The following is a 16,274-nucleotide window of genomic DNA, read 5'->3' on the forward strand; positions in this document are numbered from 1 at the left end:
TGGAGTTTGATCTATTATCCATGAGTTGTACTTTCCGTGTCCACCTCTTAGTCTAAATCAGAACGCTCCATTCTGATGCACTTTGTGCAGCCAAATCGCTCTGGGAGGGCCCAATCGCTCCATTCTGATGCACTTTGTGCAGCCAAATCGCTCTGGGAGGGCCCAATCTCTCCATTCTGATGCACTTTGTGCAGCCAAATCGCTCCGGGCGGGACCAAACTCCCCATTCTGATGCACTTTGTGCAGCGAAATGGCCCCGGGCGGATAACCCGCCAAGTACCCAACAACAGAAGGGAAGCCCCTAAGCCATTGCGGCTCGGGGGCTTCCCTTCTTCTCTAGAATTGAAAAATGAAGCTGAATTATTGCAAATTCAGAATATTGTTGATCACAACCGCAGCTTGCGCGCGGTTGGCAATGCCTTTTGGAGCAAAGGTGTCCGCAGTCAAACCTTTCACAATACCTTCCTGGGTCAGCAGCGCAACCGCTTCTTTCCCATAGGAAGCGATGCTGCCCTTGTCTTTGAAGCCCGCGAGTGCGGCATCGACGTTTGTTACCGCTTTGCCTTTGAACTTCTTCAGGGCATTCGCCGAGATAATCGCCATTTCTACGCGGGTAATCGGGCGGTTAGGCTCAAACTTGCCATTGCCTACCCCTTGAATCAAGCCATTGTTGACTCCGGCGGCAATGTAGCTGTACGCCCAATCCGATGCCTTCACATCACTGAAGGAAGCCGCTGCGTCTCCGGCCTGGAGTTCAAAGGCACGGACGATCATAGTAATGAATTCGGCGCGTGTTACTTCTTTGAGCGGTGCGAACGAGCTGCCGCCTACGCCGTTGATGATGCCTTTAGCTGTCAGTTCCTCGATAGCCGATGTTGCCCAGGCCACTTTACCGAGATCTGTAAAGCTGGGCGCTGCTGGTGCCGGGGTAGCCGTTGGCTGCTGTGAAGCAGCAGGCGCCTCGGTTGCTGCCGGTGTTGCGGTTGGTACCGGTGTTGCGGACGGAACAACAGGTACACTTGAACCCGGGTTAGATGGTGTTTCCGGTTCAGGTTCAAGTCCGCCGTGATCCATACCATCTGCTTCCGTAGCTGCCGGAGCGGATGCGTAGATCGCGTTCGCCAGTAATCTGAACTGGTTCTGCGGATGATATTTGTTGAGCAGATCATTCGCGAACAACGTCACATGGACCTTGTCTGTTTGATAATTCAGTGCCAGGACTTGCCCTTTGGCAGCATCGCTGTTCGGCCACCATCCGGCCTTGAAGAAGTCTTCGCCCGTTCCGTATTTCGCCAGGACTTCAGCGCCTTCCGGAACTGCCGTGATATAGGCGGCAGATACTGTATACAGATATTCATTATCTGCGTATGGAGCGGTAATTACGCTGTCTTGCGAGACGGTTGCTTTGAACAAGCCTTCATGTGCCGAGGCTTTGTTCGATTGGTTCACCGGATTGGCATAATCCAGACCCGGCAGAACATTAAGGGCTTTAATATTACTTAACATCGTGCGGCCATAACCGATAAACGGCTTGCCGGAAGCAATCAGATTCGTGCCTGAGTTAACCAGGACATCTGCCGCTGCTGTATCCGTTGTTACTTTAAAACCAAGGTCGGCAACAATAAAGGAAGCTGCACCTCCAATTGCCACACTCGGCTGTTTCAACAATTTGCCCGTCTTGTCTCCGTATGCACTAAAGGGCACGAGATCAAGGAGGTACTTGGAGGCAACCAATCTAAGGTTCGATCTGGAGACCAGAAAGCTGCCTTTTTCATAACCGGGTCCTCCGTTTGTCAACAGGGTTACTGCTTTTTTGTTCGCAAGCAGCTCATTGACCGCTTTGATGGCATCGTTGTTGCTGTTACGGATCACATAATTCTGTTCAAACCGGTATTGATTCAGATCTGTAGTCGGAATTACGAGGCTGCCGACCTGTTCTGTCTTACCGGTGAATGCACCCGCTGTACGGCTGATATAACGGTCAAATCCGCGCATGTCGGCGAAATTCTGCACCGTATCGGAATACATCGCATCGAAATCGGATACGTCTATTCCGTTGTACAGAACCAGGTTGGCATAGCCGCGTTTGGCCTGATGCATATTCACTACATAAGTTCCTGCCGGATAATAGACTCCATCGACAGATACGGAGGTTGTAGTCTTCTCTACCTTCACACCATTGCGAAGCAGGTATTGCACCATTTTATAGGTTTCCAGCTCATTTTTTTGCAGCTCTTTGGCTACAGGAAGCACATAGTATTCAGGGAAAAAGTTCGCATCCAACGCGTCACGTTCGCGGCCGATCGACTCATATTTGGCATTTACCAGATACTTATCTACAGCTTTATTGTCTTCATTGTTCAGGCCGCGTTTGAAGATTTCCAATTGGTTCAGGAACAACTTCTCTTTGTTGTCCTGTACATAATTTGTGGCAGCCAAGGTCGCATAATAGAAAGCGTCCAGGGAATCCTCATTCAGCTCAGGCACTTCAATCGTATGTCCAAGCGCCCCTTGATGCATGGCATAAACGGCAGTGTATGCCGGGGAAGCGTCATCCCAGCCTGTAGCATTGCCATAAGGATCTTCGTAGTTCGGATCATTTTTCAGTTTCTCGGCTTCCAGATAAGGAATGTGATACTCATCATATTTGGTGTTGGCAATTCCGGCATTACCCATTGCTTTCGCCTGGTCGATCATGTTGTCCATGACCAGATCATATTCGATATTCGGATCATGCGGCGGTGTACAAGGCTCAATCAGGAACCCGTCAACAAATCCATGCATGTCCAGGAAGCTCAGCGGTGTCCACTTGGCGATTTGTGTCGTCACCGCCCGGGTCTCCGGCTGCGTCTGGTAAGAGTTGTCACGGTTCGGATCAAGGAGCGTGGAGGTCGCACGTGTATTCAGAGCCCGCCCATCCGGATTCTCCACATAATCGAGCAGGAAAATCACATTGTCCAGTGCCGCGTCGACATCCAGGGCAACCGGAACGACATTGCCGCTCGCATCCGTCGTATCATAAGTCACGATTTTCTGGGTCATCAATGTATCCAAAAACTTGATAATCACATCAACGCCGTTGGCTTCATCGGCATGAATATTATTCAGCCAGATGGGCACTTTATAATCCTTCAGTTCTCCGCTTTTGATCTTCTCCTGCAAGGCGGCAGGATCATTGGTCATCAGCGGCAGCGTTTCGTTCAAATATTGGTCTACGGACGCCTTGTCTTTGGCGACAATCGAGAAGTGAATAGCCCGTCCCTGTGTGGACGTTCCGATCTGCTGATACTCCACATAACGGCCGTATTTATTGTTGCTGTCAGCGGTGATCCGATCAATCGCCGGTTTAATCTCATCATATGTATGATAGGTATCATACGGGTTCAGCTTGACCTGCTGCTGTGCCAGGACTTCTCCGTCAGGCGAGGTTCCCGTCAGGTTATACAGTCCGGCAAGCTTCACATACTCGGCGCGAATGCCGCTAAGTGATAGATTCTGGCCGTAAGGCATGTCGAAATAGACCAGAGCTGTGACCGTAGATTGTGCGGCAGGCTCATAGGCTACCTTAAGGAATGGATCTCCCGTATATGCTTTAGCTTTGGAGTCCCATTTCTTCCATTGTGCCAGCGGCTTCGTTTCCTCAGCTGTTCTGCCAAAATTCCAGGTAATCTGCTCAGGGGCTACACCTTCAGGAAGGTTGAGCGTAAGAGGCATGATTCTGGCATCCGTCATGGAGGCTTGATAGACTTCTGTTGATACCGACGGTATCGGGGCTGAAATGACTTCCTGGGCGACACCGGAAGCGGCAGCATTATCCGGGCTTGCCGGTGCTATAACGGATTGCGGCAACACCCCGGTTGCAGCTTCATTGGCATAAGCTGCCGGGAGCAGACCCGACAACATCATAGTTAATGCAATTAATAAAGATAATATTCTCTTAGACATCATTTACCTCCCAGGATTCTCTCTCTATTTGCAGGATTACTAGTAAAACCTTTATCTCCCTATCAATAATTTATGCATCCCTCCATTCATATCGCCACGTAAACTACCATGAATATGTTATATTCACATCGTTTGTAACGAATTAATATACACAAATTGCTTTTTATATTCATATATAAATCAATATAATATAGCATTTAATCCAAAAGCGGAAGCTTTTTAATAGATTTCACACAAAAAAATATATTCTATTAAAAGTAAGCATTTAAAATCAAAAAACCACGATTTCCCCATGCTTACGGACTCAGTCGCACCTATTCATGGAAATCTGCAAAACAGGCCATATAGAGAAATTAAGCACTGTAGGTCCGTAAGCTCAGCTATAGTATCCCGTTTTCCCATTCATTCCTTATCATTCATTGAACAGCAAAAAAGGCTGCGCCTCTTATAGAGACACAAACCTTTTGTGTTACGCCCCCGCCCGCCTAACCGGTCCTTATTCCCGGACCCTCAGTTGCCAGCGTGACTTCTTATCCTGTTATTGCCCAAACCCTACACGGGCCCGCTGCCGCTCTTTGGTATCCACATCAACCGAACGGATGGACGTGATTGGAATATACAGCTCCTGATAGTCAGTCCGGTATTTAACGAATTTGTCACTTACGGCTTCCAGGACTCCCTTGCTCTCATTCGAGCAATCGAGGAAATAAATGGTTACCTTTTTGCCTTGTAATGCCTCCAGCATTTCATTCACTCCTTTGTTCTTATAAATGGGTGATGATTTTGTCGATCATTCCGTAGTCCAGCGCTTCTTCAGCCGTCATGAAGTAATCACGTTCCATATCCGCCCGGATTTTGTCCGCCGGGAGTCCGGTGCGTTCCTCCATAATATCCACGACTTTTTTCTTCAACCGCAGAATCCGTCTGGCTGAAATTTCAATGTCACTGGCCGGGCCTTGCGCGCCGCCGCTCGGCTGGTGAATCATAATCTCGCTGTTCGGGAGCGCATAACGTTTGCCTTTGGCCCCCGCTACCAGCAGCAGCGAAGCAAAAGAAGCCGCAAAACCGATACAGATTGTGCTCACCTGCGGCTTGATTAATTGCATCGTATCATAAATACTGAACCCGGCGCTAACCGAACCGCCGGGGCTGTTGATATACATCTGGATATCTTTGTCCGGGTCGTCGGCCGCGAGAAATAACAGCTGGGCAATAATGCTGTTCGCGAGCGGATCGTCAATCGCCGCCCCCACAAATACAATCCGGTCCTTCAGCAGCCGGGAATAAATATCGTAGGAGCGTTCTCCCTGATTCGTCTGTTCAATAACATAAGGCATGTAACTCATCGAAATACGACCTCCATCCATCTTTGAATTGTTGGTTCTGAGATGTAGACGGATTAAGGGACGGATAGGATACGCTGAAGCGGGTCAAGAATAAATTTAATGCGGAGCGTATCTTCAAGCTGCCTTCGTTCGTTTATTATTAAGAAGAGACTGAAATGACTTTACCGGAAAAGAGGGCGCTTACGATGATCATCCTTGAAGAACAAAACCAATATCACACACCGGATGAGCGGAACACCTTATCTCTGCAGGCCGCTCTGAGCAGGTATTGTCTGTCCCTGACGAAGTCCCCGCGGGAAGCGGAGGATCTGGCACAGGAGACTTGGATCAAGACACTGGAGTTTCTGGACAAAATAAAACTTGCCGACCGGGGCAGCCATCCCAATCCGGAAGCGCTGCTGCTGCGTATTGCCAAACATGCCTGGATCGATCAGACCAGACGCAAATCCGTGTTCTTCCGCGTACTGAAACTTGTGGAAGCCGAAGCGGCTGAGCCGCCGGTTATTCTGGAACAAGGATCGTTTGAGATCAAAGCCGTATTCCAGGCCTTGCTTGCGCATCTGTCCCCACTGCAACAAGCGGTGTTCCTGCTGCGGGAGGTATTCCACTATTCCGCGGCAGAAGCTGCGGAGCGGATCGGAACGACCGAAGGTGCGGTCAAAGCGGCGCTGCACCGGGCCCGGCAAGCAATGCCGGCTGTGCGCGAAGAACTGCTGGCAGACGGTCTGCCGCTGCCGCAGGATGCAGAAATGACCGACACATTGGAACAGCTTGCGTCCGCTTACGTTCAAGGGGAGATTGATGAACTGATCGGGCTGGTGCAAAGCGAAGCGGGACAGGGACCGGTCATGGCGGTATCCAGCCAAATGATTCAGACACCTGCTTACGGCGGACCTGTCTCCGGTGGCTTGGGCTATGCTTATTCCGGCGGCGTACGGATGGTTGCCTAAACTTATACGAACAAGAATAGTTAGGAGGAATGATATGCGCAAGATTCTAATTATGGGAGGCACACGTTTTTTCGGCAAAAGACTGGTAGAGCGGCTACTGGAGGAGGCGGACAACGAAGTGACGATTCTGACCCGCGGGGAAACTGCCGATCCCTTCGGAGAGCGGGTAGAGCGGCTGCATGCGGACCGCACGGATGCGGGGGCTCTTGCCCTCGCAGTCGGCCATACCCGGTGGGATATCGTATACGACAACATTTGTTATTCACCCGATGAGGCGGCAGAGGCCTGCCGGATTTTTGCAGGCATGACAGAGCGGTACATCTTTACTTCCAGTTTATCCGTGTACGACTTCAGCAGCGAGGCGTTGACTGAGGCTCTATTTGATCCCGAGACTTACCCTGTGCAAGCAGGCGGCAAAGCCGACTTCTCCTACACGGAAGCAAAAAGACAGGCCGAAGCCGTCTTCATGCAGCAGGCTGAATTCCCTGTCGCTGCCGTCCGTTTCCCTATCGTGCTGGGAACGGATGATTATACGGAGAGGCTGCATTTTCACATTAAACATGTCCGGAAAGGACAGCCGATCGGACTACCGAATCCGGATGCCGCAATCTCCTTCATCCGTTCCGATGAAGCCGCCGGGTTCCTGTACAAGCTTGGATGCTCCAGTTTGACAGGGCCGGTAAACGCCTGCTCGGACGGCACCGTCACCATCCGGGAGCTTATCGCCATGATAGAACAGGAGACAGGGCAGGCCGCACAAATGCATAAGGTTACGGCCGATGAACACATGTCCCCTTTTGGGATCGAACAATCCTGGTTCATGGACACGGCCAAAGCCCGGTCGCACGGATTCCGCTTCCTGAAGCTCGGGGAATGGCTGCCTGAGCTTATTCATGAGCTGAACAGCAGTATCGATTGAAGCGAGACGGACTCTATATCCGCTGCTATATACAACACTACTAGACGTTCACCAATTCGCGTTCCTTGCTCTCTTCTACGGTGCGGCTAACCTCTTCCTCACGGGAATCAGTTAATGAAGGCAAGGTTAATGACTGAGGCTCGGCTGTAGGCCTTTCCGCTTCCGCTTCCTCCTGCTTCTCCGCTGCGGGATCAGCAAGCACTGTGTGCCTGTCTTGGACCTGGGCCTGGAGTGATGGGACCTGTTCTTGGAGCAGAGTCCCCGCTTCCGGTTCAGGGTCAGAGTCAGCCACAGGCCCTGCCTCCTCCGTCCCGGAATCCATCTTGAACACATGAATCTCATGGAACAGCTTCTGTGAGATTTCATCAATCTCCGTCGCCTGGCGGGCTATATCGCGGATGGCATGATCCTGCTGCATGCTGGAGGCATTCACTTCCTGCACTCCCGCCGCCGTCTCTTCGGCAATGGCCGCCACGGAATGAACGGATTCTGCCAGCCTTGAATTCACAGTCTGCGCCACATCCACCTTCTCATGGATTTGCCCGATTTGCTTGCTGATCTGCAGCATGGACCGGTCAATCGCTTCAAAGGACACCAGCGTCTCCCCGGCTTTCACATCCTGTTCCTCCAGACTGCCACGGGTCTCCAGCATATATACCTGGAACTCGTCCATCCCCTGCTGCAGTGCGCCCATAATCTCGCTGATATGTGCAGAAGATTCCTTGGTCTGCAGGGAGAGCTGTCTGACCTCATCGGCAATAACGGCAAACCCTTTCCCGTGAGCTCCGGCGCGCGCGGCCTCTATGGACGCATTCAACGACAGAATATTGGTCTGCTTGGAGATTTCTGTTATGGAATCGGTAATTCTGGAGATGTCCCCGGCTTGGCGGGCGAGCTTTTGCAGCGCTTCGTACACTTTGCTTACTGCCATACGGGATTGCACGGAGGCTTCCCGCAACGAGGTTACAGCAGCCGAGCCCTTTTGTGTATTCTGGTTGGCGGTATTACTGGTTGACAGCATCATTTCGGTATATTCCGTAATCTCCTGTACCTCCTGCTCCAGCTCGCGGATCAGGGCTGCACTATGCTCCGATTGACCTGCCTGGTTGTCCGCGCCGGCTGCGATTTCCTGAATCGTCTGTACAACCTCCTGATTCGTATAGGCGGTAATCTCCGAGGATTGGCGGAATGAACCGGAATACCTCGCCAGGGAGGAAGCCACGGACCGGGTCTGCATCAGCATGTCCCTCACCCGCTCCACCATATGGTCAAAATGATGGCTGAGCTGCCCCAGCTCATCCTTATACGGAGACCGGATCTGCTGCCGCAGGTCGCCTTCCGCGATCTGGCGAACCGCCGCCTGCAGCTTGTTCACCGGCAATACGAAGGAGCGGATCAGCCCTCCGGCAATGATCACAGTGAACAGCAGCACCAGCACAGCGGCATAGAGCGAAATCGAAGAGGTATGGTCCAACAGCTGAAAGGAATAACTCTGCGCAGCCTCGGCATTCTCCGCAGCGGCGGCGTACAATCTTTTGTTGGTAGTAAGCATGGCTGCGTTAAGCGTCCTTGCATCAGTATGTATTTTGTCGCTTTGTTCCAGCAGAGCCATAGGGTCCAGGCTGTCATCCTTCATCGTCTTGATCAGACTGTCGATCAGACCGTTATATTCGGCCAGCTGGCTCTGCAAAAAAAGCAAAGTCTCTTGGGCCGGCGCCCCTTCGGCAAACTGAACCTTGGCCACTTCACCTTTCAATTCACGGTGCTTGTCCTTAAGCGGATTCACCAGCTCCAGATCCCCGGAGCCTGTCAGCGATGCTTCCAGATTATTTATTTCCTGCAGCAGCTGGGTCATCGTAGCCACCGTAACTCTGATCTCCATCTCTCTTTTTTGCGTAACCATCGACGTTTCCACTTGATTAATTTTATATCCCTGGTATAAGGCAACGCCGAGAAAAATGAATGCCACAGCAGAAAAACTTAAGATCAGTTTCCATTTCATCGAAAGGTGCAGCAGGCGATTCCCCATCAAACTAATCATCCTCCATCTTTAGCATCAGAATGCGACAGGTACTTTTTACCTATATTCTTGATTGTAGGAGCCGTAGATTAAACGTTCTGCATAGTTTTGTTCGGGGAATGTAAATGTTGTGTCCAATTCTGTCCAAAAAAGCACCGGTCAAGCAGCTTTAGAGCCGCCAGATCCGGTGCTTGTCGAGAAAAGCTCCCTGCCCGTTATTTTCCTTTTTCCCGTTCATCGCCAAGGAATCCCTGCTGCTCCAGCCCTGCCTTCGCGTCTCCATACCGCGGATTGGCGGCATAGAAATGAGCCAACGTACTGGTCCAGTCTCTCACTGTTCCCCCCTGCGCTTGCAGAAACTCACGGTGAATCTGGTTATATTCCCGCAGCAAACCGGTTAATTCCGGCTGATACTGCTCCTCATGATAGACCGCCTGTACCGGCAGACGGGGCTTCTGCGGCACTTCTGCAGCGGGATACCCGATGCACAGACCGGCAACGGGGAACACATATAGCGGCAGCTGCAGCAGCGTTATGACCTCCTTCGTCTGTCTGCGGATGCCGCCGATTGGGATGGTGCCCAGTCCCAATGACTCTGCGGCTGTAATCGCTCCCGCGAGCGCCAAGCCGACATCTGTGGCACCTACCAGCAGCGCATCGACATCCTGCGGAGTTTCAAAGGGTTGTCCCTCCATTTCGCTGGCCAGCCGCGCCCGGTGGAAATCCATGCAAAAGACCAGAAACACAGGGGCTTCCGCCACATGTTTTTGATTTCCGGAGAGGACCGACAGCTGTTCTCTGTGCGGCTTGTCCTGGACGGAAATTATCGTCACATGCTGCCCGTGCGCCCAGGAGGGCGCCGCCTGCGCCGCAGCGATAATCTCCAGCAGATCTTCTGCGGAGACGGGTGTATCCTTATAGTCCCGGAAGGAACGGTGGTTCTGTAAAGTACGGATCACTTCATTCATGCCAAATCCTCCTTGAGCGTTCTTTAAGGCATCCTCCGGGCAAAGTCCACGAATTGGAACTTGTCCAGCCGGTGCCGGGATTCCGTGTACTGGAACAGTGTCGTATCCTCCAGATAGACAAAATTGCGGACCACCACCACATGCGAAAGGCCATGCAGATCAAGCAGCTCCCGATCCTCGATCGTGGCCACCTCGACGGATATTTCCTTTTTGGCATAGCTGATGACAAGCTTCAGCACCTGCTCCAGATATTCATAGATAGAGCCGGCGGCAATCTCTGCTGTCAGGCGGCCAACGATAGCCGGAAGAAAATAATCCTTATCCAGGATCACCCGTTCATTATCAATTTCCCGGACCCGGATAACTTCACATACCGGAGCACCCGGTTCCAGTTGCAGCGCTTCGACAACGGCTGGCGGCGCCTCTATGTTGTGAGTCGTATGCACATGAGTGTGTGAAGCGCGGCCGATTTTCCCCGACATCTCCTTAAAGCTGGTCAATCCGGTAATCGGAAAGTTCATCCGTCCCATGTCGAGCACATAAGAGCCTTTGCCTTTGAGCTTCTGGATATACCCGTGCTGCATCAGCAAATTAAGCGCTTTGCGGACCGTCTCCCTCGAAGTGGAATAAGATTTCATCAGTTCATTCTCAGAAGGAAGCTTGGTCCCCGGCGTAATCCTGCCCGCCTGTATTCCTTGCGCATATTCGTTAAATATATGCTGATGGATGTTTTCTTTCATCATTATCACCGCTTTTCATTGTAGCATATCCTTCACAAAGCAGAAACGGGCACGCCCTGTAAAGGCCGTTGCCCGTTGCCGTGATTTAGAATGAGAACAATTTATACACGCCTTATATAGATTGAACCTGAAAATATAAAAATAAGGGAATCGAGACGGAGGGGAATTTTGGAACTGGAGGAGCGGTAGCGACCGCCTTTGTCTGCAGATTTCAACCGCGAAGAGCGGTATAAATCAAGAAATCTGAAGACAACAGCGGCCGGAAGTCCAAACATTCACCGTAGTCACGATCCAATCCCAATTAGAAAGATTAAAAGTTCAATCTGTATAGGAAGATAAACGAACCTTGAGAATCACACTCCGGTTCGCCGTAACCGCCCCGGGGGCCTCTTCCTCCACCCCAACGATCATCTCCTGCCCGTCCGGAATAATGATCGGTGTAATCAGCGGCAGTCCGGCGGCGCGGATCGCCTCCCGGTCAAACTCCAGCAGCAGCTGTCCTGCCTTGACTTCGTCGCCGATATTGACATGGCTGGTAAAGGCACTGCCCTTCAGCGAGACGGTATTAATGCCGACATGGATCAGTATCTGCACCCCGGTGGCATGTTCCAGAATCACGGCATGTTTGCTTTTGATGACATGCGCCACCTTGGCATCAAACGGTGCAGTTACCCGGCCATCCTGAGGTTCAATCGCAATCCCTTGGCCCATCTGCTTCTCGGCAAACGCCGGATCGGGCACCTTGTCGAGCGTTACCGCTTGCCCGGTCAGAGGCGCATGAATTTCCAGCACATCGACGGCATTATCAGTAATAACGACCGTATTGCGGGAGGCAACATGTTCAGCGGAAGGTTTCGTACCCACCGGATCGGCAGTCTCCACCTTTTCCACGACAACTTCACGATTTGCCGTTTCTGCTGCGGCCTCCGTTTGGCCACGGCCGGCAATTTTGCCATAGATCAGGGTCAGCCCGAACGGCACCACGAGCACGATCCCCATACCGATGAAGAACACACCCCACTGGTTCGGAAAAATCGAAAGGAAACCGGGTATCCCGCCGACCCCGATTGAAGAAGCCAACACAGATTTAAGCGTCAGCAGAATGCCGCCGATGGCCGAACCGATCATCCCGAAGATAAACGGGTATTTATAGCGGATATTGACCCCGAAGATCGCCGGTTCAGTCACTCCGAGAAATGCGGAGACGGAGGAGGTTGCCGCCAGACCTTTGGTTTTTTGATCCTTCAGAATAAACATCATCGCCAGTGCCGCAGCACCCTGGGCGATATTGGACAGGGCCAGCATCGGCCACAGGAACGTTCCGCCTTCGCTGCCGATCAGCTGCACATCGACGGCCAGGAACGTATGGTGCATCCCGGTCACAACCAGCAAGGCGTAGAACCCGCCATACAGCAGACCGCCCAGTGCAGGCAATGTATTAAAGACATGGACAAGACCTGAAGTAATGGCGTTGGCGATGGCAAAGGTCACCGGACCAATGATGGTGAAGGCCAAAAACCCGGTCACCAGCAGGGCAATCGGCGCCACAACCAGCAGTTTGATCGAGTCCATTACCCGTTTGTCCAGGAACCGCTCAATCCTCGCCAGCAGATAGGCAGAGACGAGCACCGGCAGCACTTGTCCCTGATAACCGATCTTCTCGATCTCCCAGCCGAACAGGTTCCAGACCGGAATCGTCCCCTTCGTCGAAGCTTCGGCATACCCATAGGCGCTGAGCAGGTCCGGATGGACCAGAATCAGCCCAAGCACGATCCCAAGCAGCGGACTGCCGCCAAAGCGCATAACCGCCGACCAGCCGATCAGTGCAGGCAGGAAGGTGAACGCCGTGTTAGCAATCAGGTTAATAATTGAAGCGATATCCGTCCATTGCGGATATTCCTCCACCAGCGAACGTCCGGCAAAAAAGATATCCGGTCCGGTCAGGATATTGTTTATCCCCAGCAACAGACCGGAGGTTACGATGGCGGGAAGAATCGGAATGAAGATATCGGCAAGCGTCTTAATGGCTCGCTGGAGCGGGTTCTGTTTTTTGCTGGCCGCATTCTTCACCTCATCCTTGGAGGAGCGGCTGCCGCCGGTAATTGCGATCATTTCATCATATACCTTATCGACAAGTCCTGGGCCGATAACGACCTGGAATTGTCCCTGGGAGGAAAAATGCCCCTTGACCAGGTCACTGCTCTCCAGCAGATTCTTGTCTACTTTATCTTCGTCCACCAGTGCAAAACGGAGTCTCGTTACGCAGTGGGTGGCCGCTTCTATATTGTCCTTGCCGCCGACGGCCCGGATGATCTGCTCTACATCTTTTCTCTCAATGGCCAAGTGGGCTCACTCCTTTGCGGTTCTGATTAATTTACTTGGAACAATCCCCACTACCGGATAACCCACATATAAGAAGCATATGGGGACAGTTCGATTTCACGCTGCAGCAGTGGGGTTGTCTCAGTATTGGAAGCCAACAATTCGTAGGCCGATCCCTCCAGGCTAACGTCTGCAAAAGCTTCCGGCAACACGAATACCGCCTGCCGGGCGCTGAAGTTCGATACGACCACAAGTGTCTCGCTTGTGCTGATCCGCGCGTAGGCGAATACTTGCGGATGGCCTTCATCCAGCCGTTCATAGCGGCCGTTCGTAATGACGTCCACGCTCTTGCGCAGCGCAATCAGCTTTTTATAATGATTCAGGATAGAATACGGGTCCGCCAGTTGGCTTTCCACATTAATCTCCGGGTAACGCTCATCCACCTTGATCCACGGTGTGCCGGTGGTAAATCCGGCCTGTGGCCCGTCATTCCACTGCATTGGCGTCCGGGAATTATCGCGTGAACGCTGCCTGATGATATTCAGCGCCTCTTCCGCTGTTTTGCCGCGTTCCTCCTGCAAGATCTTGAACATGTTCCGTGATTCGATATCCCGCAGCTCACTCATATCGTTCCAGTACGGATTAGGCATGCCGATTTCTTCCCCCTGATACACATATGGGGTGCCTTGAAGGCCGTGCAGCGTAGTGGCCAGCATTTTGGCGCTCTCCGCCCGGTATTCACCGTCATCCGCGAAGCGCGACAAGGCCCGGGGCTGGTCATGATTGTTGAAAAAGAGGGCGTTCCAGCCGCCTCCCGCCTGCATGCCGGTCTGCCACTCCGAAAACAGTTGTTTCAATTGTTCGAAATCATAGGGCATGAGCTCCCACTTCTGCCCGTTCGGATAATCCACCTTCAAGTGGTGGAAGTTGAAGGTCATCGAAAATTCCCGTTCCTCCGGGTTAGAGTAACGGATGCAGTGTTCCAGTGTAGTGGAAGACATCTCACCTACCGTCACCATATTGTTCGGACCAAAGACTTCCTTGTACATGTCTTTGACATACTCATGAACCCGCGGGCCGTCGGTATAGAAGCGGCGTCCGTCACCCGGTGGAAGGCTGCCGTCATCCTCCGGGAACTCCTGGTCTTTGGAGATCAGGTTGATCACATCCATGCGGAAGCCGCTGACACCCTTGTCTGCCCAGAAAGTCATCAGCTTCACCACTTCTTCCCGGACCGCCGGATTCTCCCAGTTCAGATCGGCTTGTGTTTTGTCAAACAGAGTCAGAAAATATTGGCCGGTGGCTTCATCATATTGCCAGGCCGAGCCGCCAAATTTGGACTGCCAGTTATTCGGGGCACTCCCGTCAGGCTTGGGATCTCTCCATATGTAATAATTTCGGTATGGATTCTCCTTCGACTGCCGGGCCTGCTGGAACCACTTATGATCCGTGGAAGAGTGGTTGACGACGATATCGAGCATCAGATGCATGCCTCTAAGGCGAATCTCCTTCGCCAGTTCATCGAAATCCGCCATCGTACCGAATTCAGGATTAATCTCGCAGTAATCGGCCACGTCGTAACCGTTATCATGCTGCGGCGAGACATACACCGGCTGAAGCCAAATGATATCAATCCCCAGCTTCTGCAAATAATCCAGCTTCTCCGTGAGGCCGCGAATATCCCCTTCTCCGCTGCCGGATGAGTCCTTGAAGCTTTTGGGATATACCTGATAAACGGTTGAACGGCGCCACCACTCCTGTGCTCTCATGTTTTCCATAAGCTGAATCCTCCTTGGCTGTTTTTGAAAGCGCTATGCAAATCTGCAATCGGAATCTTGTATATACAAGTTATTAACCCACTTTAGCATATTTGAACTTGTATATACAAGATACCAGGCCGTATTTTCAAAATCTTACCTCCACTCCCCTTCCCTTTTTTACCAACTCTGATTCATTTTAAAGGCCTTTTTTCCAAGAAACGCAAAAATGCTCCTTTTTTGCGCACCGGCCAAGCCAGCTGCCAAAAAGAGCAATAGAATATAGTATAGTAGTGACTATAAGCACAACAAGTCAGATCAAATATACCCGCCCCGGCTTTTGGTACAGTAATAACGAAAGGAGGGACCTTCTATGTATGAATGGAATGAAATGGTGCAGCGGATGGTGGATTGGATTGACGAACATCTTACTGAAACCCCTACACTACTGGAGATGTCAGATCAGCTTGGTTATTCCCCTTATTATTGCACAAGGCAGTTTCATATGTTGACAGGAATGACTCTGAGAGACTATATCCGCATGCGCAGGATCAGCCTTGCTGCCCTTACTCTCCGCGATACTGACACACGTATTCTGGATATAGCCGTCACCTATGGATTTTCCTCGCAGGAGGCGTTCACACGGGCTTTTGTCAAAGCATTCGGCGTAACTCCACGGGTCTACCGCAGCTGTCCGCGCCCCATTTCCTTAACCACCCGCATCGAAGTATTCTCTCCTTACCATTACTGGAGCAAGGAGCGAAATAACATGAACAAAGAAGCAATAAAGGAACCTCAGATCACCGTAGAGTTCATCCCCGCGCACAAATTCATCGGCATCTGGGACATCGACTCTACGAATTACGGGAGTTTCTGGAAGAACGGGCATGATTGCGATGAAATCAGCGGCACACTGGAGAGTTTATCCAACCATACCCTTTCGGGACAACTGGGACAAACAGCGGGCTGGTTCATGGAGAACGGACGCAAAGGTTATCTCTACGGCATACCGGTGGCGGCCGATTACAGCGGCATAATCCCCCCGGGAATGACATGCAGGGAGATACCCGAGTCGGAATATCTAGTGTTCGCTTATCCGCCTTTTGACTATCTGAAGCACAACGGTGAGGTTATGAAGGCTGTTGAAACGCTCGCATGGAGTTATGATCCGCAGCAGCTGGGCTATGTGTGGAATGAGCAGGGGATGCAGGACTACCAGCGCCATTTTCCCGAAGGTTACGGCTATGCCGTCCTGCGGCCGGTGCGAAAAGCCTAGCTCGGGGGCGTTTTGATGCAAAAAGTGCAGC

General features: G+C 51.8%; 11 protein-coding genes. 3 read left to right on the top strand and 8 right to left on the bottom strand.

Features of this window, described 5'->3' with window-relative positions; all coding sequences use genetic code 11:
• Positions 1–360: 360 nt before the first annotated feature.
• The 3 genes from IEY53_RS31730 to clpP form a co-directional block, all read right to left on the bottom strand.
• Complete coding sequence (locus IEY53_RS31730) at positions 361–3,945, bottom strand: M14 family metallopeptidase (protein ID WP_229696454.1); 3,585 nt, start codon at positions 3,943–3,945, stop codon at positions 361–363.
• A gap of 538 nt (positions 3,946–4,483) precedes the next feature.
• Complete coding sequence (locus IEY53_RS31735) at positions 4,484–4,690, bottom strand: hypothetical protein (protein ID WP_189031960.1); 207 nt, start codon at positions 4,688–4,690, stop codon at positions 4,484–4,486.
• 19 nt (positions 4,691–4,709) lie between these two features.
• The gene (clpP, locus tag IEY53_RS31740; RefSeq protein ID WP_189031962.1) at positions 4,710–5,291 is read right to left on the bottom strand and encodes an ATP-dependent Clp endopeptidase proteolytic subunit ClpP; all 582 of its coding nucleotides are present in this window, start codon (positions 5,289–5,291) and stop codon (positions 4,710–4,712) included.
• A gap of 155 nt (positions 5,292–5,446) precedes the next feature.
• On the opposite strand from clpP, the gene IEY53_RS31745 reads away from it, so the two are divergent.
• Positions 5,447–6,241, top strand: coding sequence for an RNA polymerase sigma factor (locus IEY53_RS31745; protein WP_189031964.1), 795 nt, complete (start codon positions 5,447–5,449; stop codon positions 6,239–6,241).
• A 34-nt stretch (positions 6,242–6,275) separates the two neighbouring features.
• The gene (locus IEY53_RS31750; RefSeq protein WP_189031965.1) at positions 6,276–7,160 is read left to right on the top strand and encodes an NAD-dependent epimerase/dehydratase family protein; all 885 of its coding nucleotides are present in this window, start codon (positions 6,276–6,278) and stop codon (positions 7,158–7,160) included.
• Positions 7,161–7,200: 40 nt separating this feature from the next.
• On the opposite strand, the gene IEY53_RS31755 is transcribed toward IEY53_RS31750, so the two are convergent.
• From IEY53_RS31755 to treC, 5 genes are all read right to left on the bottom strand, one after another.
• Positions 7,201–9,189, bottom strand: a complete 1,989-nt coding sequence (locus IEY53_RS31755) for a methyl-accepting chemotaxis protein (protein WP_229696462.1) — start codon at positions 9,187–9,189, stop codon at positions 7,201–7,203.
• 206 nt (positions 9,190–9,395) lie between these two features.
• Positions 9,396–10,148, bottom strand: coding sequence for an NADPH-dependent oxidoreductase (locus IEY53_RS31760; RefSeq protein WP_189031967.1), 753 nt, complete (start codon positions 10,146–10,148; stop codon positions 9,396–9,398).
• A gap of 23 nt (positions 10,149–10,171) precedes the next feature.
• Positions 10,172–10,888, bottom strand: a complete 717-nt coding sequence (gene treR / locus IEY53_RS31765; RefSeq protein WP_189031997.1) for a trehalose operon repressor — start codon at positions 10,886–10,888, stop codon at positions 10,172–10,174.
• Positions 10,889–11,206: 318 nt separating this feature from the next.
• Positions 11,207–13,231, bottom strand: coding sequence for a PTS system trehalose-specific EIIBC component (gene treP / locus IEY53_RS31770; protein WP_189031968.1), 2,025 nt, complete (start codon positions 13,229–13,231; stop codon positions 11,207–11,209).
• A 50-nt stretch (positions 13,232–13,281) separates the two neighbouring features.
• Entirely contained in the window at positions 13,282–14,988 is a 1,707-nt protein-coding gene (gene treC, locus IEY53_RS31775; protein WP_189031969.1) for an alpha,alpha-phosphotrehalase, read from the bottom strand.
• Between the two features lie 352 nt (positions 14,989–15,340).
• Here treC and IEY53_RS31780 point away from each other — a divergent pair, with 352 nt between their 5' ends.
• A complete protein-coding gene (locus IEY53_RS31780; RefSeq protein ID WP_189031970.1) occupies positions 15,341–16,243 on the top strand; it encodes a helix-turn-helix domain-containing protein in 903 nt (300 codons plus the stop codon).
• Positions 16,244–16,274 lie beyond the last annotated feature (31 nt).

The organism is Paenibacillus albidus (assembly GCF_014644435.1).
Classification (GTDB): domain Bacteria; phylum Bacillota; class Bacilli; order Paenibacillales; family Paenibacillaceae; genus Paenibacillus_AQ; species Paenibacillus_AQ albidus.